General features: G+C 73.7%; 13 protein-coding genes. 4 read left to right on the top strand and 9 right to left on the bottom strand.

Annotated features, from left to right (window positions below):
- Window positions 1-34: 34 nt before the first annotated feature.
- Window positions 35-721, bottom strand: a complete 687-nt coding sequence (locus B4N89_RS07400) for a PaaI family thioesterase (protein WP_143657885.1) — start codon at window positions 719-721, stop codon at window positions 35-37.
- A 167-nt stretch (window positions 722-888) separates the two neighbouring features.
- Between B4N89_RS07400 and B4N89_RS07395 the strand changes: the two genes are divergently transcribed.
- Window positions 889-1,749 (top strand): MaoC/PaaZ C-terminal domain-containing protein, encoded by an 861-nt coding sequence (locus B4N89_RS07395; RefSeq protein WP_078975051.1) that lies wholly within the window; start codon window positions 889-891, stop codon window positions 1,747-1,749.
- A 73-nt stretch (window positions 1,750-1,822) separates the two neighbouring features.
- Here B4N89_RS07395 and B4N89_RS07390 read toward each other — a convergent pair whose 3' ends face one another.
- Window positions 1,823-2,563 carry a hypothetical protein gene (locus B4N89_RS07390; protein ID WP_078975050.1) on the bottom strand — a complete coding sequence of 247 codons (741 nt, stop codon included), beginning with the start codon at window positions 2,561-2,563 and terminating at the stop codon, window positions 1,823-1,825.
- Window positions 2,553-3,095: an RNA polymerase sigma factor gene (locus B4N89_RS07385; protein ID WP_078975049.1), complete on the bottom strand. Its 543-nt coding sequence runs from the start codon at window positions 3,093-3,095 to the stop codon at window positions 2,553-2,555. Before B4N89_RS07385 ends, B4N89_RS07390 begins: the two co-directional genes overlap by 11 nt.
- Window positions 3,096-3,296: 201 nt before the next feature.
- Between B4N89_RS07385 and B4N89_RS07380 the strand changes: the two genes are divergently transcribed.
- The 3 genes from B4N89_RS07380 (at window position 3,297) to B4N89_RS07370 (ending at window position 6,744) form a co-directional block, all read left to right on the top strand.
- Window positions 3,297-4,373 (top strand): Zn-dependent alcohol dehydrogenase, encoded by a 1,077-nt coding sequence (locus B4N89_RS07380; protein WP_078975048.1) that lies wholly within the window; start codon window positions 3,297-3,299, stop codon window positions 4,371-4,373.
- 166 nt (window positions 4,374-4,539) lie between these two features.
- Window positions 4,540-5,469: a 3-oxoacyl-ACP reductase gene (locus B4N89_RS07375; RefSeq protein WP_078975047.1), complete on the top strand. Its 930-nt coding sequence runs from the start codon at window positions 4,540-4,542 to the stop codon at window positions 5,467-5,469.
- A 120-nt stretch (window positions 5,470-5,589) separates the two neighbouring features.
- A complete protein-coding gene (locus B4N89_RS07370; protein WP_078975046.1) occupies window positions 5,590-6,744 on the top strand; it encodes a hypothetical protein in 1,155 nt (384 codons plus the stop codon).
- On the opposite strand, the gene B4N89_RS51215 is transcribed toward B4N89_RS07370, so the two are convergent.
- The 6 genes from B4N89_RS51215 to lanL form a co-directional block, all read right to left on the bottom strand.
- The gene (locus tag B4N89_RS51215; RefSeq protein ID WP_235618509.1) at window positions 6,713-8,494 is read right to left on the bottom strand and encodes an ATP-binding cassette domain-containing protein; all 1,782 of its coding nucleotides are present in this window, start codon (window positions 8,492-8,494) and stop codon (window positions 6,713-6,715) included. The two genes, B4N89_RS07370 and B4N89_RS51215, sit on opposite strands and share 32 nt — an antisense overlap.
- Before the next feature lie 3,206 nt (window positions 8,495-11,700).
- Window positions 11,701-12,366 carry an ATP-binding cassette domain-containing protein gene (locus B4N89_RS07355; protein WP_161500658.1) on the bottom strand — a complete coding sequence of 222 codons (666 nt, stop codon included), beginning with the start codon at window positions 12,364-12,366 and terminating at the stop codon, window positions 11,701-11,703.
- A complete protein-coding gene (locus B4N89_RS07350) occupies window positions 12,345-13,475 on the bottom strand; it encodes an ABC transporter transmembrane domain-containing protein (RefSeq protein WP_161500657.1) in 1,131 nt (376 codons plus the stop codon). Before B4N89_RS07350 ends, B4N89_RS07355 begins: the two co-directional genes overlap by 22 nt.
- Before the next feature lie 282 nt (window positions 13,476-13,757).
- Window positions 13,758-13,874, bottom strand: a complete 117-nt coding sequence (locus tag B4N89_RS50660) for a VenA family class IV lanthipeptide (protein ID WP_201260806.1) — start codon at window positions 13,872-13,874, stop codon at window positions 13,758-13,760.
- 74 nt (window positions 13,875-13,948) lie between these two features.
- The gene (locus B4N89_RS07345; protein ID WP_235618898.1) at window positions 13,949-15,766 is read right to left on the bottom strand and encodes an alpha/beta hydrolase family protein; all 1,818 of its coding nucleotides are present in this window, start codon (window positions 15,764-15,766) and stop codon (window positions 13,949-13,951) included.
- Window positions 15,767-15,771: 5 nt separating this feature from the next.
- On the bottom strand, window positions 15,772-18,795 hold the full coding sequence (gene lanL / locus B4N89_RS07340; RefSeq protein ID WP_078975041.1) for a class IV lanthionine synthetase LanL: 3,024 nt from the start codon (window positions 18,793-18,795) through the stop codon (window positions 15,772-15,774).
- Window positions 18,796-18,990: the final 195 nt, after the last annotated feature.

The following is an 18,990-nucleotide window of genomic DNA, read 5'->3' as shown; positions in this document are numbered from 1 at the left end:
GGGCCCCGCCCCGGCGGCACCGGCCCACGCCGCATCAGGCTCGCGCCGCCCGGATGAACAACGCCTCCGCGTCCGCCACCAGTTCGCCGTCGGCGTACGAGCGCGCGGTGACCCACGCCTTGCGGCCCTCGACCCGGGTGACGCCCGCCTCGTAGTCGATCCGCGTGTACAGCGGCGTCGCCCGCCGCATCCGCACGGTCAGCGACACGGTCATCCCGAGCGCCCCGGCACCGGACTGGGCGCAGCCCATCACCTCGTCGAACGCCGCCGCCACGATGCCGCCGTGCACCCGCCCGTACGGGCCCTCGAACGCGGCGCCGAAGGTCGCATGCGCGCGCACCAGCGGACCGTCGCCGGTGATCGACATCGGCGGTGCGATCGGGTTCGCCGCGCCGATGAACGGGCTGCGCTCGTGCAGGGCCAGGTCGCGCGAGGTCGGTGTGCGCTCGCCCACACGGGTCAATGAGGCAATGCGATCCGCCAAATCTGATACATCGTCAGCTACGCTTTCGAGCATGGCCTCGGCGTCGTGCGGGTCGACCGTCTTCACCGCCTCGATCAGGCGGCGGGTCGCCTCGGCAAGGCGGTGTCGGGCCGCGCGGCCCGCGCTGTCGGGGTCCGGGCGCGGCGTCCAGGTCAGGCGCAATTCGCGCAGTACGTCGGCCGGTACGGGCGGCGGCTCGGCGGCGGCGTCCGCGGCTTCGGGGGCGGCGGCGGTCATGACGGCTCCCGGGGTGACGTGATCCCGGCCGCAGCCGGGCGAATGGCCGATCATTGCATGTAAAAAGAACGAGTTCTAGTTTTGGGCGGATGGCGCGGCCCGGGCGGGTGGTGCCATCGCAGTCCCGAGTCACCGGTCATCATCACAGCCACACCAGAGGAGACACCATGCCGATCGACGCCGCGAAGGCCACCGGAGCAGAGCCCCGCACGGGTGAGATCGCCTGGTCGAACAAGGACGTGATCCTCTACCACCTGGGCCTGGGCGCGGGCACGCCCGCCACCGGCGCGGACGAGTTGCGCTACACGTACGAGAAGAACCTGCACGTGCTGCCCACGTTCGCGACCGTGGCCGGCACCAAGGTCGGCGGCAGCCTCTCCTCGCTGCCCGGCATCGACATCAACCTGCGCGCGGTGCTGCACGGCGGCCAGGAGATCGTGGTGCACAACCCGCTGCCGGCCAAGGCCAAGGGCGTCAAGGCGACCAGCCGGGTGGCCGACGTCTTCGACAAGGGCAAGGCCGCGGTGATCGTGCTCGAATCGTCGGCCGAACTCGAGGACGGCACCAAGCTGTACGACTCCCGCGCCGAGATCTTCGTCCGGGGCGAGGGCGGCTTCGGCGGCGAGCGCGGGCCGGCGACGAAGATCGAGGTGCCGGAGCGCCCGGCCGACCACACGATCGACGTGCCCACCGGCGCCGACCAAGCGCTCCTGTACCGCCTGTCCGGCGACTGGAACCCGCTGCACGCCGACCCGGACTTCGCCAAGGCGGCCGGCTTCGACACCCCGATCCTGCACGGCCTGTGCTCGTACGGGCTGACCCTGAAGGCCGTCGTGGACAACGTCCTGGGCGGCGACGTCTCGCGGGTCAAGCGCTATCGCACCAAGTTCGCCGGGATCTTCTTCCCCGGCGAGACGATGCGCGTGAAGGTCTGGGAGGAGGACGGCAGGCTGCTGATCAACACCTGCGCCGTCGAACGCGACGAGGCGATCGTGCTGTCCGACACGGTGGTGGAGTACGGCGCCTGACGATGCGTTCCGGGCGCGGGGCGGATCGCTTCCGCCTCGCGCCCGTGCCCGGCTCGCTGTCGTCCGGTCGGGGTCAGTGCCCCCCGATCCCGGTCTCGGCGATCAGCAGCGGACTGTCCGGTGCCGGTTTTCCCGTCTCGCCGTAGGCGGTGGTCACGACGGCGATCCGGTATCGCGCCGGGTCGGCGCGGATCGCGGACCAGGTCGTCGTGCCGCACAACGTGTCCGGCAGTTGCTCGACGATATTCAATGCCTGCCCTGGTTTATCCGTGATCGGGCCGAAAGACGTCCACTTGCCCATGGGCGCCGGTGCTCCGGGTGGCGTCGGGACGAAGGGTCCACCCACAATGATTGAGTCCCGCAGGATCAGCGCGCGCCCGCGGACGTGGGTGGGCCCGAGATTCGGGGGCAACGCGGTTTGGATCTCGTAGGTGATCTCCGGAGTCGTCCACACGGGCGGATCATTCTCCACCGATACGATCCGCAGCGACATCCCCGGCAGCGCCGTCACCGGCCGCACCGGCAGCGGCTTTCCGCACTCGAAGGTGAGCGGGCCGTGCACGATGTCCGGCTCCGCGGTCTTCGACGGCCTCGCCGCGGGATGCTCTCCCCCGTCCGTGCGGCCCGCGCCGACCGCCACCGTCGTCCCCACCACCGCGCAGACCGCGAGCGTGGCCGCCGCGGTGAGCGATGCACGCCGGCGGGTCCGGTGCCGACGGGTGTGCACGATGTCGTCGGCGCGCAGGGTCAGCGCGCCGGCGCCGGCCGCGAACTCGTGCAGCACGCCGGTGATGCGTTCTTCCTCAGACTCCATGACCCACCTTCTCCGCTGTCGTGTCGAGTTCGCGGAGCATGTCCGCGAGTGTCCGCCTGGCGTCGTGCAGGTGGCGCTTGACGGTGCCTTCGCCGCACCCCAACTCCTCGGCGATCCCGGCGACCGAGCGATCCTCGTAGTAGCGAAGGACCACGCACGCGCGTTGCCGCGGGGACAGGCCGAGAAGCGCGTCGCGAACGGTGAGCCGGACCGCGGAGGTCGAACCCTCGTCCTCGGTGGGTTCCGTCGGCATCACGAACAGCGGGCGTATGCGCAACCAGCGGGTGCGCCGGCGTGTGCCGTCCATCACCAGGTTCAGGATCACCTTGCGGACGTAGGACTCCAGATGCTCCACCGACCGGGCCCGTCGGCTGCCCAGTGCCCGCACCAGCGCCTCCTGGACCAGGTCCTCCGCGAGCGCCGCGTCGCCGCACAGCAGGTACGCGTAGCCCTTGAGCGCCGAGCCGCGTGCGGCCAACAGCCGGGCCAACGCCGTGCCGTCGGCCTCGCCGCCTTCCGATGTGCCCGTCATCCGTGCTCCCATTCCGTCCGCCCCTCGGCTGCCATGTGATGTGACGTACAGGGGTGGGGATTCGTTGGGGGACCTGCAATGCCTTTCGTCCCACAGCGGGGGCGGATACCTTGACCGTGTCATTGGTCTTGAGTCAAAACGAGAACACGTTATAGTTCTTGACCGAGCCAAGTATTGGTGCAGGAAAAACGAGGAGCCCCCATGCGCGCAGCGGTTCTGCACGAGACCGGCCAGGACAAGCTCGACGTTCGTGACGACGTCGAGGCGGTGGGCATGGGCCCGGGGCGCGTGCGGGTCAAGCTGCACGCGACCGGCGTGTGCCACTCGGACCTGTCCGCGATGACCGGGGTCCTGCCCCAGCCCGCGCCGTTCGTACCCGGCCACGAGGGCGCCGGCGAGGTGGTCGAGGTCGGCGACGGCGTGAGCAGCGTCGCGGTCGGCGACCGGGTCATCATCTGCTGGGCGCCGCCGTGTGGCGCCTGCGACTACTGCCGCGGCGGCCAGTCCAACCTGTGCCTGGCCGGGTTCATGAACGCCGGCAACCAGAACTTCACCTTCGGCGGCACCCCGTCGTACGGCTTCACCGGCACCGGCACCTTCGCCGAGGAGGTCGTCGTCGCCGCGCCGTGCGCGGTCAAGGTCGCCGACGACGTGCCCTACGAGATCGCGGCGCTGATCGGCTGCGGCGTCACCACCGGTGTCGGCGCGGTCTTCAACAGCGCGCGGATCGAGCCGGGCGCGTCCTGCGCGGTGATCGGCGCCGGCGGCGTGGGCATCGCGGTGATCCAGGGGCTGCGCGCGGCCGGCGCCGCCGAGATCGTGGCGATCGACCCGGCCGAGTCCAAGCACGTGTGGGCGAAGAAGTTCGGCGCCACGCACGCGATCACTCCGGACCAGGCCGCGGACGCCAAGCGCGACCTCACCGCCGGCCAGGGCTTCGACTACGTCTTCGAGGTGGTCGGCAAGTCGTTCACCGCCCGCAGCGCGTACGAGCTCACCCGCCGCGGCGGCGACGTGATCATCGTCGGCGCGGGCGCGATGGACGACAACGTCTCGTTCAACATGTTCGAGCTGTTCTTCGACCAGAAGCGCATCATCGGCAGCATCTACGGCGGCGGCGACATCGTCTCCGAGTACGCCAGGATCACCAAGCTGTGGCGCGCCGGCCGGCTCGACCTGGAGGCGATGATCACCCACCGCCTCACCCTCGCCGACATCAACGACGCGTTCGACCTGATGAAGAGCGGCGAGTCGATCCGCACCATCGTCACCCTCTGACGAACCGCACCGCCGGCACCCGGCAGCACCCCTAAGCCCACACCAAGCGGCGCCGTAATCCGCAGCCCGCCCACCCGGCGCATCGGGTGGGCGGGTGGGCAGACCACTGCCCAAGCCAACCCACACGCGACCGCAGCAAAGCCACCGACCCCACGGGAGAATCCGCATGACCACGTCGCTGGATGGCAAGGTCGCCGTAGTCACCGGCGCCGGTCGTGGCCTCGGCCGCGCCGAAGCCCTCGAACTCGCGAAGCAGGGCGCGGCCGTCGTGATCAACGACTTCGCCCCCGAAGGCAGCCCCAACCCCGCCGACGACGTCGTCGCCGAGATCGTCGCGGCCGGCGGCAAGGCGGCCGCGCACCGCGGCGACGTCTCCGACTTCGACGCGGCCGGCAAGCTGATACAACTCGCGATCGACACCTTCGGCTCGATCGACATCGTGGTCAACAACGCGGGCATCCTGCGCGACCGGATGATCTTCTCGATGACGGAGCAGGAGTGGGACTCGGTCCTGGCCGTGCACGCCAAGGGCCACTTCAACACCACCCACCACGCCTCGAAGTACTGGCGGGAGAAGTCCAAGGCGACCGGCGGCGCGGTGTACGCACGGGTGATCAACACCGCGTCCGAGGCGTGGCTGGCCGGTTCGGCCGGCCAGCCGAACTACGCCGCCGCCAAGTCGGCGATCGTCGGCCTGACCATGTCCACGGCCAATGCGCTGGTCAAGTACGGCGTCCGGGCCAACGTGATCTGCCCGCGGGCGCGTACGAGCATGACCACGCACGTGTTCGGGGAGAGCGCGGGCGCGCTGGCCGAGGGCGAGTTGGACCCGCTGGCGCCCGAGCACGTCGCGCCGCTGGTCGCGTACCTGGCCAGCCCGGCCGCCGAACAGGTCACCGGGCAGGCGTTCGTGGTGCACGGCGGCTTCGTCGCGGTGATCGAACGCCCCACTCTCCAGGCCAAGTTCGACTCCAAGCAGGCCACCTTCACGCCGGAGGAGCTGGACCAGGTCCTCTCCGCGCACTACGCCGACCGCAAGCTCGGCGCCGGGTACACCGCGGACGACCTGCTGTTCCTCAAGCGCGACCCGCGCTGACTCCGAAGCGCGGGGCCGGGGGTGGCGGAAGCACCCCCGGCCCCGCCTTTCGCCCGCACCGTTGACACGTGTCGTGCCGCGAGGGGTCGCCTCTCGGGCCGCACCGAGAAGGGGTTCCCCGTGCTGACCTCCGCCGACGACTTCCCGATCCACCAGACCGCCGAACCGGTGGCCACACCCGCCACCTCGGACCGCAACGCCTACGACCGCTACTGGTTCAACGGCTACGACCGCGACGGCGGGTTCTACTTCGCCGCCTCGCACGGCCTGTACCCGAACCGGTTCGTCGCCGACGCGCACTTCACGATCGGGATCGACGGCGTCCAGCACAGCCTGCACGCGTCCCGGCGGGCACCGCTGGACCGATTCGACCTCACCGTCGGCCCGATCGGCATCGAGGTCCGCACGCCGCTGAAGGTGCTGCGCCTGTACGTCGAGCCGAACGAGCACGGCCTCGGCTGCGACCTGACCTTCACGGCCCGCGCCGCGGCGATCGAGGAGGAGCGCACCACCACCCGCAACGGGCACCACGTGATCATGGACTCGACCCGGCTGACCCAGCTCGGCGTCTGGTCGGGCACCGTCACGCTGCCCGGCGGGCGGGTCCTCGAGATCGACCCGGCGACCACGCTCGGCACCCGCGACCGCTCGTGGGGGGTACGCCCGGTCGGGGAGCGCGAGGAGGGCGCGCCCAAACCGTTCAATCCGATGTTGTGGTTGTGGACGCCGATCCACTGGGCCGACGAGGTCAGCCTGTGGGCCTCGTTCGAGCGCGCGGACGGGCGGATGTACCACGTGGACGGAAAGCGGGTGGCGGCCACGCCGCTGGGCGCGGCACCGGACCCGGCCGCCGTACCGCTGCCCGAGGACGAGCCCGCGTTCGCCAGGCTGACGCCGCATCGGCACGCGCTCACGTGGGTGCCGGGCACGCGGCGGATCCGGGGCGGCGAGTTCCACATGACCGACGAGAACGGGGAGCCGTTCGCGTACCGGATCGAGCCGATCGGCGCCCGCGGGCTGCTCGCCGGGCTCGGCTATCTGCACCCGGAGTGGGGGCACGGGGTCTGGCAGGGCGAACTGAAGGTCGGCTACGAGAGCTGGGAGTTGGACAAGGTGGATCCGCTCCGGTTCGACCGCCAGCACCAGCAGCAGGTGATCCGGGTGACCGAACTGACCGGCGCCGGTCGGGTCGGGGTCGGCGTGGTGGAGCAGTTGTTCTTCGGGCCGCATGTGCCGTACGGCTTCACGGAGATCCTGGACGGGTACGCGGGCTGACCCCGGGCCGTGCTCCCTCCGTGATCCTGGTCGGCTTCTCGAACCAGCCGCCGGCGTCGGCGGGTCGGTGCTCCCACGCGCCGACCAGGTCGCGGTACAGCGGTGCGCGGGCGAGCAGTTCGTGGTGGGTGCCCGGGATCGGCCGGTTGCCGTCCATGAGCAGGATGCGGTCCGCACGGCGGGCCGAGTCGATCCGGTGCGCGATCACCACCAGGGCGCCCGCCCGGGTCGCGAACGCGGCTTCGGCCAGCGCCTCGGCGGGCGGATCCAGATGGCAGGTGGCCTCGTCGAGGATGACGAAGCGGGCGGGGGAGAGGTACGTCCGGGCCAGCGCGATCAGTTGGCGCTCCCCTGCGGACAATGTGCCCGGGTCGGCGAGGTGGGCCTCGTAGCCGCCGAGCCGGGCGACCAGTTCGGCGGCACCGACCAGGCGCACCGCACGGTCCAGGTCGGCCCGGGCCACGTCGGGGTCGAGGTAGCTCAGGTTCTCGTGGACGGAGCCGGCGAAGACGTACGCCTCCTGCGGGACCACCGCGATCGTGTTCCGCAACGTGGCCTCCGGGTGCGCGGCGAGCGGGCGGCCGGCCAGCGACACGGTGCCCTGATCGGGCGTCAGCAAGCCGGCGAGCAGCGCCGCGAGGGTGGATTTTCCGATCCCGCCGGGGCCGACGACGGCCAGGTGCGAACCGACGTCGACGGTCATCGACAGGTCGCGCACCACCGGTTCGGCGAACGGGCCGTAGGCGAAGGTGACGCGGTCGAGAACGAGGGGGCCGGGGTCGGCGGCGGAACGGGTTGTCGGGGTCGGAAGTCGGGCGTGGACCGCCGTGTCCGGCGTTGCCCCGCCGGGAGTTGCCGGGTCGGGGGCCGCCGCGCCCGCCTGGGCCAACCGGCCCGCGACCACGAGGAGTGCCGGCAACGCGCCGTCCACGGTCGCGGTCGCGGCGCGTACGGCGGGCTCCAGATGCCGGGCCAGATAGAGCGCGGCGCCCGCCACCTCGCCGGTACTCAGCATGCCGTCGCGGACCAGCCACGGGGCCGCGATCAGCACGGCCACCAGCGGGAGTCGGCCGCCGAGGGCGACCACGAGCAGGCGTGCGGAGGAGGCGCGCGCGAGCAGTCTCGTCGCGTGCGCCTGGGCGTCGGCGGCGGCGCCGATCTCGGCGGCCACCCGCTCCTGCGCGCCGCAGGCCACCACGTCCCGGAGCCCGGCCACGGCGTGGACGGTGCGGACCGCGACGCGCTCGTCGGCGAGTACGAGTGCGCGCCGTCGCCTGGCCGGCGGCGGCAGCAGGCGGACGAACAACCAGGCCGCGAGGGCGAGCGGGATCAGTACGAGGGGAAGCAACACGGGTGTGAGGAGAGCGAGTCCGAGCAGGGCGGCGACGATGGTCACGCCGAGCCGGCGCAGCGTGCGCAGCAGTGAGGCGGCCAGGTTGCGGCAACTCTCCACCTGCTCGGTGAGCCGGGCCACCGCCGCGTCGGCGTCGCGTCCCGCGTCCGGTCGTCCCGACGTCGCGTCGAGCACCGCCGAGGTCACCACCCGCCGGACCAGGGTGTCCCGAAACGGCTCCACCACATCCGCCAGATGCGGAAACATCGCATAGGTGGCGGCGGCCCGAATCAGCATCGCCAACGCGAGTACGCCCAGGAGCACGAACCCCACACCGGGCCGGCCGACCAGGAACCCACGATCGAGCGCGGCGGCCAGCAACGCCCCCGACAACAACGTCGGCACTCCCTCGGCCACCGACCACCCCAGCACCCGCCGCAAGGCCGCCCGCCGCTCCCGCAACGCCCGAACCAACAACCCCCCGCCGGCACGCAGTCCGCCGCCGTAGGGCCCGGCACTGTGCCGCCTTCGCCGCTCGGGGGCGGTTGCGCGTCGGGGCGGTGTCGGCGCCGCCTCCTCGGCGTCGGGGCATGCCCCGAGCGGTACGGCGGCCCCGGGCGTTGCGGCGTCGGGCGTTGCGGCGTCGCGCGCCGCCGTGTCGGCGATCGCTCCGCGCGGATCATGTGCTGCCGGTCCCCGGCCGGACCGGCCGCCGCCGGGCTCGTTCGGCCGGTTCGGTGCGGGGAGGGCGAGCGGCCGGCCAACTCCCCCGTCATGAACGCCGGTCGACGGATCGAGAGCGCCGGTCGTTGCGGACCGGGGCGTTGAGAAGGGGGCGTCCGGTGGCGGGGAGGAGCGTGCCACGCCGTCATCGGGTGGTGCGTCGAGTCGATCCTCGGGAAGTGCGTTGCGCGCAAGCGGGTTTCGGATGCCGCGCACCGATTGTTTGCGCGGCTTGCGGCGTCGGCCACCGCCGCTTCGCCGGGCGGGCGTTGGGCGGTCGGCATCCTCGGCCCGGGCCGGATCGGGGGCAGGGGCACGGCCCACGCGCCGATGTCGGCGGGGTTTGCGCGCGGGGGCGTCGGGCGGGGGCGCCGGCGGCGCCTCCCCGATCGCGGCTTCGTCGCCCGGGGCGGCGGCTCGGGGTTGAGGGTCGATCGGGTGCGGACGACGCGGGCCCGGACCCTCGCCGCCGCTGGGGCCGGCCTCGGCCGAGCCCGAGGCCGGCGGCCCCCCGGCCGGTATCTCGCCCGCCGGCTTCGAACCCCGAACCCGCCGGCGCCGTCCCGGACGAACCTCCCCCGAACCGATCGCGTGGTCCGGAAGCCCGGCTTCCACCCGCTGCCGCTGCCCGCCCGCTCCGCCCAGGATCCGCCGCCGTCCCGCATCGGCCGAGTCGCCCGGGCCGACCTGCGGAGGTACTGCCGACACCGGCTCGTCGTCCGGGCCCAACCCCGGTGCGACCGACTCCGGTTGCCGCTTCACACTCCACGGACGCCGCCGGTCTCCGTCGGCCTCCCGTGCCGCGTCACCGTGCGCGGGCTCTTCGCCCGAGGACGAAGCATCCGCCGAAACCCCCTGGCCCACCGACTCCCGGCGCGGCCCCATCCGCAGGACGCGCCGACGACGGCCGGGAGTCGGCGTTCCTGCCGTGTCGTCTCGGGCGGAGCCCACGCCCGGGTTGGAGGCGAATGCCGGGCCTTCCTCGCCCGCCGCCGCTTCCCGGTACCGGTCTGTGCGCGGCGCGTGCCGGCGGCGGTCTGCGTCGGGTGTGCGTGCCGAGTCGTCTCGGGAGGAGCCCGCGCCCGGGTTCGAGGCGGAGCCTTCCCCTGTCGCCGCCGTGTCCCGGCGCGGGCTCGTGCGCGGCCTGTACCCGTGATGCTCGGCATCGGGTGGGCGTGCCACGTCGCGTCGGGGGGAGTCCGCGCCCGGGTTCGAGGCGGAAGCCGGGTCTTCCTCGGCCGCCGGTTCTCGGCGCGGGTTCGTGTGTGGCCTGTGCCGGTGGTGGTCTGCGTCGGGTGTGCGTGCCGTGTCGCCTCGGGGCGAGTGCGCGCCAGGGTTGAAGGTGGAAGCCGGGGCTTCCTCGGCCGCCGTGTCCCGGCGCGGGCTCGTACGCGGCCTGTACCCGTGATGCTCGGCATCGGGTGGGCGTGCCACGTCGCGTCGGGGGGAATCCATGCCCGGGTTCGAGGCGGAAGCCGGGTCTTCCTCGGCCGCCGGTTCTCGGTGCGGGTTCGTGTGTGGCCTGTGCCGGTGGTGGTCTGCGTCGGGTGGGCGTGCCACGTCGCGTCGGGGGGAATCCATGCCCGGGTTCGAGGCGGAAGCCGGGTCTTCCTCGGCCGCCGGTTCTCGGTGTCGGCCCGTGTCGGGTGTTCCTGCCGTGTTGCCTTGCGTGAGGCTCGCATTCAAGTTCGAGGCGGATAGCGGGGCTTCCTCCATTGCCGCCGGCATCTGGCGTCGGCCTGTGCGCAGGATTCGTCGGCGGCGTGCGGCGACAGGGCGTTGTGCCGGCTCGGCCGGCGTGGGCTCTGCTTCGGAAGCGGAGCCGTCGCTGTGGCCGGACTCCGGTGCCGCCGGCGCCCGTTGGTCGTCGGTCCGCCGGGGGCCGGGCGGGTCTTCCGGGTCGGTACGGGCGGAGTCCGCCGCCGATGTCGAGTCGAGCGCCGAGTCGTCCATGGCCGACGCCCGTGCCGAGGCCGGGCCTTCCGGCCGTCGGCTGTTGTCCGGGAGTCGCCGCCGACCTTCCCCGTTCGGCGGGTCCTGTACTTCGGCATGGGCAGGGGCGGTCGGTGCGTCGTCGGTGGCCGGCTCCCGTACCGCCGTCTCCCGTCGTCGGCCGGCGCGCAGGATTCGCCACCCGCCTCCGCCCTTCGGTGCCGCCTCGGTCGCGTCCGGCGCGGGCCCCTCGACGGCGTCCCGATGCGGCGCCGCCGCGCGGTGTGTGCGGCCGGGGCGAGGCGCTCGTCGGCGTCCCGGACGGTCGGGCGATTCGTCCGGGTCGACCCGGACCGGAGTCTGGGTGACATGCGATGTGGTGCCCGACCACAGCACCAGGCGGCGGGCGGACCGGGTCTCCGTGGCCCGGGTCGGTTCGCGGCCGCCTTCGTCGGAAACGGTGATGCGCTCGGTCGGTTCGGCGGGAAGGCCGCCCAGGTCCCAGACCGGGATGACCACTCGTCGGCGGCGGCCGGCTTGCCCGTCGCGGTCGTCGGCTCGTCGGTCGTCGTCCGTCATCCGGCTTCCCCCTTCGGTCCCGGCCGGTTCGCCGGATTCCGTCCTGTCGTCGGTGGCATTCGGCGCCGGGCGCGCGGCGTTCGCGCGTGGTTCGACCATCCGCGTCGCATGCACCGACACCGCCGAACACCAGGCCCGCTCACCACTTCGCCCCCCGGCCGGGCCCTCACCCCGGAGCCCGAACGCGTCCCGTGCTCGGGCCCCGCCGGCGGTCGCCACGGGGGCGTCGACCTCGGGCCCGGTCGTGATGTCGACTCCACCCCGGTCGCCCGTCCCGGATCCGGCCTCTACCTCGACCTCGGTCCCGTCCCAAGACCCCGGTCCTGCCCCCGTGCGTGTCTCGCGCTCCGCCTCGGCCCGGGCCTCGGTCCCGTCCTCCGTCGCCCCCGTCACGTCCGCTCCTCCCTGGCGAATACCGCGCGGTATGCCGGGTCGCTCCACAGCTCCGTGTGGGGGCCGAGGGCCTTGATGCGGCCGCTTTCGAGCCAGGCCACGAAGTCGGCGTCGGCCGCTGCCGTGGCGTGGTGGGCGACGACGATTCGGGTGCGGTCGGCCAGACCCGTGCGGAAGGCCTCGTGGATGTGGTGTTCGGTGACCGTGTCCAGGCCGCCGGTCGCGTCGTCCAGCACCAGGACCCGTGCGTCCTGGATCAACGCACGTGCCAGGCCGAGTCGTTGCACCTCGCCGTCGGACAGCTTCAGGCCGTCGGTCCGGGTCGCGTAGCCGGCCGGCAGTCGGCGGACGAAGTCGTCCGCGTGGGCCGTCCGGGCCGCCCCGGTCACCGCCTCCGGATCCGCCCCGGGCCGTCCGTACGACAGCGCCTCCGCCAGATCGGCCCCCATCAGGACCGGGCGCGGAAACGCGTACGCGACGCCCCGCCGCAACTCGCCGCGCGCCAACCGGGTCACCGGCAGGCCGTCGAGCAGCACCTCGCCCTCGTCCGGTTCGCGCAGCCGCCCCGCCAACGCCGCCAGTGTCGACTTGCCCGACCCGGACGCCCCCACCAGGGCCACACACGCCCCCGCCGGCACCGTCAGGTCGATCCCGTCGAGCACCGCCCGACCCTCACCCGAGCCGGCTTCCCCCTCCGGCACCCGCACCCGCACGCCCCGGAAGACCAGTTCGCCGCCCCCGGCGGCAGAGTGCGTGCGGTGCCGTACCCGGCGGGCTCGATCGCCAGCAACTCGGCCGCCCGTACCCGCCCCGCGCGGGCATGCGCCACCCCGACCAGCGCCTCCATCTGCTCCAGGAATCCCAGACCGAGCGCCGCGTATCCGACCGCCGCGACCAACTGCCCCGGGAGGATCCGCCCCTCGGCGAGCAACCAACCCGCCGTCGCGAGCACCGCCAGTTCGACCAGCGGCGCGAGCAGCAACACTCGGACGGCGGCGCTGCGTTGGGCTTGCCACATGCCGCGTCCGGCGGTCGAGAGGTCCGGCAGCGGGGCCAGGATCCGGGCGATCTCCCGATCGCGCGTGCCGCACGCGCGGATCGTCCGCGCCCCCGCGAGCGCATCGGTCAACCGACCGGCCAACGCGCCCTGTAGCGCCTGATAGCGGGTGAACGGATCGGTCGCACGTGCCATCAAGACCCGCACCACGAGCAGCCCCGGCAGCACCCCGCCGAGGAAGCCGACCGCGAGCCACGGATCGATCAGGGCCAGCGCGACGATGCCGCCGAGCGAGGTGACCAGTGCGCCGAGCGAGCCGAGCAGCGACGGGACGAGCCCGGCCGCGTCGGATGCGGCGCCGACCAGCCGCGAGGTGACGTCACCGGCGGGCAAAGGATTCCGCGACCCGGTGCCCAGGTCGATGACGTGCACGGCGAGCCGGCGGCGCAGGCGCGCGGTGAGTTCGGCGGTCAGCCCCGAACCGGCGATCTCCGCGAGCAACGCGGCCAGCAGCCCGAGAACCAGGACGGCGATCAGCCGTACGGTCGGCCCCGAGGCGGAGTCGCCGCGCACCACCGCGTCCACCGAGCCGGCCACCGCCGCCGGCAACAACAGCGCGGCGATCGATCCGGCGGGTACGGCGAGCGCGAGGGTCACCGTCGCCCCGGGCGCCGCCCGCAGCGCCCCGCGTATCCCGGTGCCGGTGTGATCCGTCGGCGTCGGCCGCGGCGCGCCCGCCGGGAGCGCCTGCGCGGCTATCGGGACGTCGACCACGGCGTGCCTCCTCGGTTGCGCGGAACCGTCGAGCGCAGCGGACCGGCGCGGCAGCCGCGCCCCCGCCTCCGCCGTCGCCGTCGCGGAGGAAAACCGCGGGCGAGCGGCGTGCCCGCCGGGCGTCGGTCGCCCGGATTGCGGTGCTGATCGGAGCGCGGCTACCGCGAGTTCCTGATCTCGACAGGAACTCCCGGCCCCGGGTTTGTAGTTGCCGATCCGATCGAGCCGGCCGAACTCGTCGAACAACCCGCCGACCCGATCGAATCCGCGGGCGGGACGCAGTCAGGTGATCAGCAGGCAGGTGACCTGACACCCGTTGCCGCCGTGCCCGCCCAGTTCGACCGACTCGGTCTCGGGAAGCTGCTGCAGCGCGGCGAGGTCGGTCTCGACGTGCTCCATGGTGAATCTCCTTCGGGACGTGCCGCCGCGAGCGGTTGCTCGCGACGGGTGGTGCGGGGCGATTCCCCCTGTCGTCACAACCGGCCGGTTTGTACGAAATCGGCGAGGTGGGCGTGGAGATCGGGTGCCCCGTCCCCGGCCAGGGCCTCGTGGCCGAGACCGGGAAGCTCCAGATAGCGAAAGTCGGCGCCCTCGACCCGGCCGTGCGCGAGCAGCGTGTGGCGCAGCGCCCTGGACTGGCCGACCGGGATCGTGTCGTCCCGGTCGCCGTGCACGAACAGCAGCGGTACGGCGATGCGTGCGCACACCGCGAGCACGTCGCGCGGCCCCTGGTCGTCGACGTATTCGGTGTCGCCGCCGAGCCGGGTCATCAGCGCGCGGATCGGCAGCGACGCCTCGGCGATCAGCCTCGGCCCGGACAGGAACGGCGCGACCGCGAGGCAGCGCGACCACGCACCCGGCGCGAGCGACGCGGCGAGCAGCGCGAGGTAGCCCCCGTAGCCGACCCCGAACAGGGCGGCCGGCGCGCGGCCGAAGGCGGCCCGCTCGGCGGCCAGGGTGCGGCCGATCGCGGTGATGTCGGCCAAGTCCGGGCCGCCCCACGCGCCGTGCGGCTCGCGGGCGAAGCGGGCACCGTATCCGGTACTGCCGCGCTGGTTCGGCGCCACCACCGCGATGCCCGCCGCCGCGAGCCGTTGCAGCAGCGGATCGAATTCGAACCGCCACGCCGCCGCCGGGCCGCCGTGCAGGGCGAGCAGGACGTGCTCGGCGCACCGCCAGTCGGAGCCGCCGTAGACGATCGACTCGACCGGACCGGTCCCGCCGACCAGCAGCTCCAGATGGGCCGGGCGCCACTGGGGCCGGTCCGCGTCGTCGAACCCGACGAACGGGCCAGGTTCGCCGTCCTGGCGCCACGACCCCGGCCGGGACGGGTCGAGCCGGGCCAGGCAACTGGGCCGATCCGGGGCGGAGAACGGGATCCGCAACCCCTGTTCGGTCCACCGGCCGACCGCGCCCAGACACCCGTCCGGCGTGGGCGCCTCGACCAGCTCGCCCTCCTCCGGGGTCCACACGGCCAGCCGCGAGATCGCCCCCCGGTCCAGCTGGACCGCCACCCGGCGGCCGTCCGGCGCGATCGCGATCGGGCGTACCTGCGCGTCGGGCACGTGTACGACCTCGGGAAAACGCACCCGGCCCGGTGCCTGCGTGCGATCGGCGGGCAGCCGGATCCAGCCGAGCCGGTCCGAGCCCGGCGCGTCGCTCGCGATCACCAGCAGGCCGCCGACCGGATCGGCGAGCAGGAGCCGGTCGTTGCTCTCGTCGGTCAGCTCCAGGAACGGGCGCACGGTCGCCGTTGCCAGGTCGAGCGCGACGGTTTTGATCCGGCCACCGCGCACCTCGTCCAGGGCGAGCCGGCCGCCGTTCGGGTCGAGCCAGACTCCGCCGCTGTACAGCCCCGACAGCTCGGCGACGGGGTCCAACCGCCCGTCCTCGCGCACCAGCCACACCGTCGTCGACGGGGTCGTGTCCGCTCCGAGGGCGAGGGCGAGCGCGTCCGTACCGGGATAGGGGAGCAGCCGCAGGCCCGGCAGCCGCACCGTGGTCACGTGCCGTTCGCTGCCCGCGTCGTCGGCTTCGAGCAGGGCCAACTCGTGCCGCCCGGGCTCGTGTCGGCAGGCCAGCACCCGACCGTCGGGAAGGGCGAGCAACTGGGTGTGCAGCCGCTCGGGTGTGCCGGTGCCGACCGGGATCGCGCCACTGGCCCGCCCCGGCCGCAACGACCACGACTCGACCCGCCACGTGCCGTCGCCCGGCGTGGCCAGGCACGCGGCGTGCCCGCCGTCGGCCGCGAACGACCAACCGATCCGGCGCAGTGGTCGAGTCGTCACCATGGTGCTCACGCTTCCTCACCGTCCAACCACAACCGCGCTCCGCCGTGGCCGAGCCGGAGCAGGAAGCCGAGGACACCGGCGGTGCCGGTGCCGTACGAGGCGGACACACCCGTGGCGGTCTCGTCGGCCGGCACCCGCAGGCCGTCGACGATCGCGGTCCGGACGCGCAGCTGATCGGCGAGCTCGGCGGCCCGCGCCCGATGGATCGGCTCGCCCGACGCCTCGGCCAGGTCGAGCAGGAACTCCCCGTTGCCCGCGAGGCCGTGGCACGCGGTGGTGCCCGAATGCCACCGGGCGCGATGTACGGCAGCGCCGGCCCGCTCGGCCAGGTCGCGGTGCAGCGGATCGTGGTCGGCCCGCCACAGCCGGATCAGGAACGTACCGACGCCGGCCGAGCCGCTGCACCAGTACGCCGGCCGCACCCCGGCCGGATCGCCCGGCCCCTGCGGCCACCACGCGCCGTCGCCGTCGACGCGCACGCTGCGGGCGAGGCTGTGCGCCGCCGCCCGGGCGCCGTCGAGGTAGCCCTCGCGGCCGGTGGCCAGGGCCGCTTCGAGGAGGAACGTACCCACCCCGGCGACGCCGTGCGCGAAACCCAGGTGCGCGGCGCCGGCGAGGCGCGAGTCGAAGTCCTTCGGCACGGGCCACAGCGTCAGGCCGCCGGCCTGCCGGGCGGCGCCGAGCAGCGTGTCGGCACACGCGACGAGGCGCTGCCGGAAACGTTCGTCGCCGGTGGCCCGCCACATCCGGACCTGGAGCAGACCGGCCCCGGCGGCGCCGTGGCACACGTCCGGGTTGGGCCAGGCGATCGGTACGCGCAGGGCGAGGTCGGCGGCACCGGCGGCCAGTTCGGCGTCGCCGAGCAGCGCCGCCGCGTCGTGGAGCGCCCAGGCGGTGCCGGAACGCCCGAAGTGCAGCCCGGGTAATACCACCGGCTCGGCCGCCGCCCGATCGCGCAGCCAGCGGGCGCCGTCCTCGACCGCGCGGTGCAGGGTGTAGCGCAGGCGAGGTTCGAGCGTGGTGGTGTGCGCGGCCCGGGCCAGTACGCCGAGCACGCCGGCCGCGCCGTACTGCACGCTGCACGGATCCATCGCCGCCGCGCCGGCCGTCATCGGCCACAGCCGATTTTCCCGCCCGGGCGTCATCGTGGCCACCAGGTGCGCGAGCCCGTCCCGAAGCAGCACATCGTCCTCGGGCGGCTGCGGATGCGGCGGCACCTTGTCACCCTCGGTATCCGGATGCGGCCGAGGCCCATCCGGCACATCCTGCCGAGCGGCACATCCGGTACGCCCCTCGGCGCCGCCGCCGGCGAGGCCGCCCCCACAACGAGGGACGCCACCCGCGCCGGGCGGCGTCCCGTCGCTCGGTTGGGGGCTCGCCCCGTCGTGCGGCTCGCCACTCGTGCCGTCGGTCGGCCCGCTCCTCGCGCCGCCGCTCGGCCCGTCGCCCGAGCCCGAGCGCACATTGTGGACCGCGTCCGCCCCAACCCCGCCCCCGAGTCCCGCCACGAAGGACGACACCCGCTCCGCCGACCAGCGTTGCGCCGGGTCCCCGTGCCACAGGCCGCGGATCGCCGGGGCCAGGCGCCGTGCGGTTGCGCCGTGTCGGGCAGCCAACTCCAGCCACGCGCCCAGGCGTTCCACCGTGTCGCGGGTGGTGCCCACGTCCTCGGGCAGGGCCGGGTCGGCGCCGGTGGCGAGCAGGAAGAACAGGCCGCCGAGGCTGTACAGGTCGGCCGAGGGATGCGCGCGATGACTGCCGTCGACGCCCGGCCGCTGCTCCGGCGCCCGATAGCCGGGCGTACCCGCAGCGCCGGCCGGTGCGCCGATCTCGGCGGCCGACTCCAGATCCACCAGCCGCAGTGCGCCGTCCGGCCCGACCAGCACATTCGTCGGCGACAGGTCACGAATCACCAGACCCTCGCCATGCACGGTCCGGACCAGCCCGACCAGGTCCTCGACGAGGGGCCGAGCGAGCGCCCACGGTACGTCCGGATCCGCGGCATGCCGAACCACCCAGGCACGTAACGGTTCGCCCGGCACCCGCTCCTGGGCCAGGAAGATCGTCTCGGCCTCTTCGAGCAGCGCGATGGGCCGAGGGGTCACGCCGGTGTGCTCGAGCCGCCGCATCAGCACCGCCTCGTGCCGCAACGCCGCGCACGCGTCCCGCCCGGAGCGGTCCACCTCGATGTGCGCGCGGGCCTGCTTGACCACGACGTCGGCGTCGTCGGTGGTGTCCTTGCCCAGGAACACGCCGCCCTTGGCGGAGTGCCGCAGCGCCGAGGTGACCGCGAATCGACCGCCGATCAGCACCTCGGCCCGCCGGGGCACCGGCGCGGACGCGACGACCGGCGCCGAACGGGCGCGCTGTACCAGCGGATCGGGCGCCCACGACGGCGGAGTGAACCACGCCTCCCGGGCGTCGTCCACGGCCGACCCGCCGGGATCGGTCGGCACCGCGCGATAGCCGCCGTCGTTGCCGAGCACCGCCCGACGGCCGAACCCGCCGTAGCGGTAGTGCACCACGCTGCCGGGTCGGCACGGCCGGTCGGAGAGGATGCCCGGGCCGGTCAGCTCGCGGGTGACCTCGTCGAGCGCGTCCACCAGTTCCATGAACTGCTCGTCGTCGTCGGGATAGACGGTGATGAACTTGCCCGCCGAAGCCCGGTCCGCCTCAAGGGAGTTGAGCATCCGCAGCCGCTCCAGGTCACCGGCGAACCTGAACGCCACCCGGCGCGGCAACAACACGTCGCACACCCGGCCGAGCACGTGCGAGGCGTCCCCGGTCCGCGCGCTGACATGGATCTTCCAGCCCTGTGCGCGAGCCGCGTGGCCCGGCGGCCGTACGGTGCACCAGAAGTCGTCGGAGCGCACGTCCCACGCATCGGCCGCGGCCCGGCCGGTTCCCTGTTCCCGGGCACCGACCGCATCGCGATCGAGCGCCGCACGGACGCGGTCGACCAGGTTCGTACCCGGCGCGTCGTGACCGCCGGTGCGCTCCGCCCGGTTCCCACGAGTCGTCGTCGCCATCCCTGGACTTCCCCCCTCGACAGTGCCCTCGCGCCCCGGCCGACGACGCGTCACGCGCCCGTCGACCGATGCCCGGAAACGGTTGTCGAGCGACCGGGTGCCCCGGTCGCCGACGCGGCCGCCCCGCCTCGGATCACTCCCCCCGACGGGACGGCATGACCGTACGCAGGGCATTCGGGCCACCTCAACGGGTTG

Source organism: Embleya scabrispora (assembly GCF_002024165.1).
Taxonomy (GTDB): domain Bacteria; phylum Actinomycetota; class Actinomycetes; order Streptomycetales; family Streptomycetaceae; genus Embleya; species Embleya scabrispora_A.
This window is presented reverse-complemented; position numbering and strand designations above follow the sequence as displayed.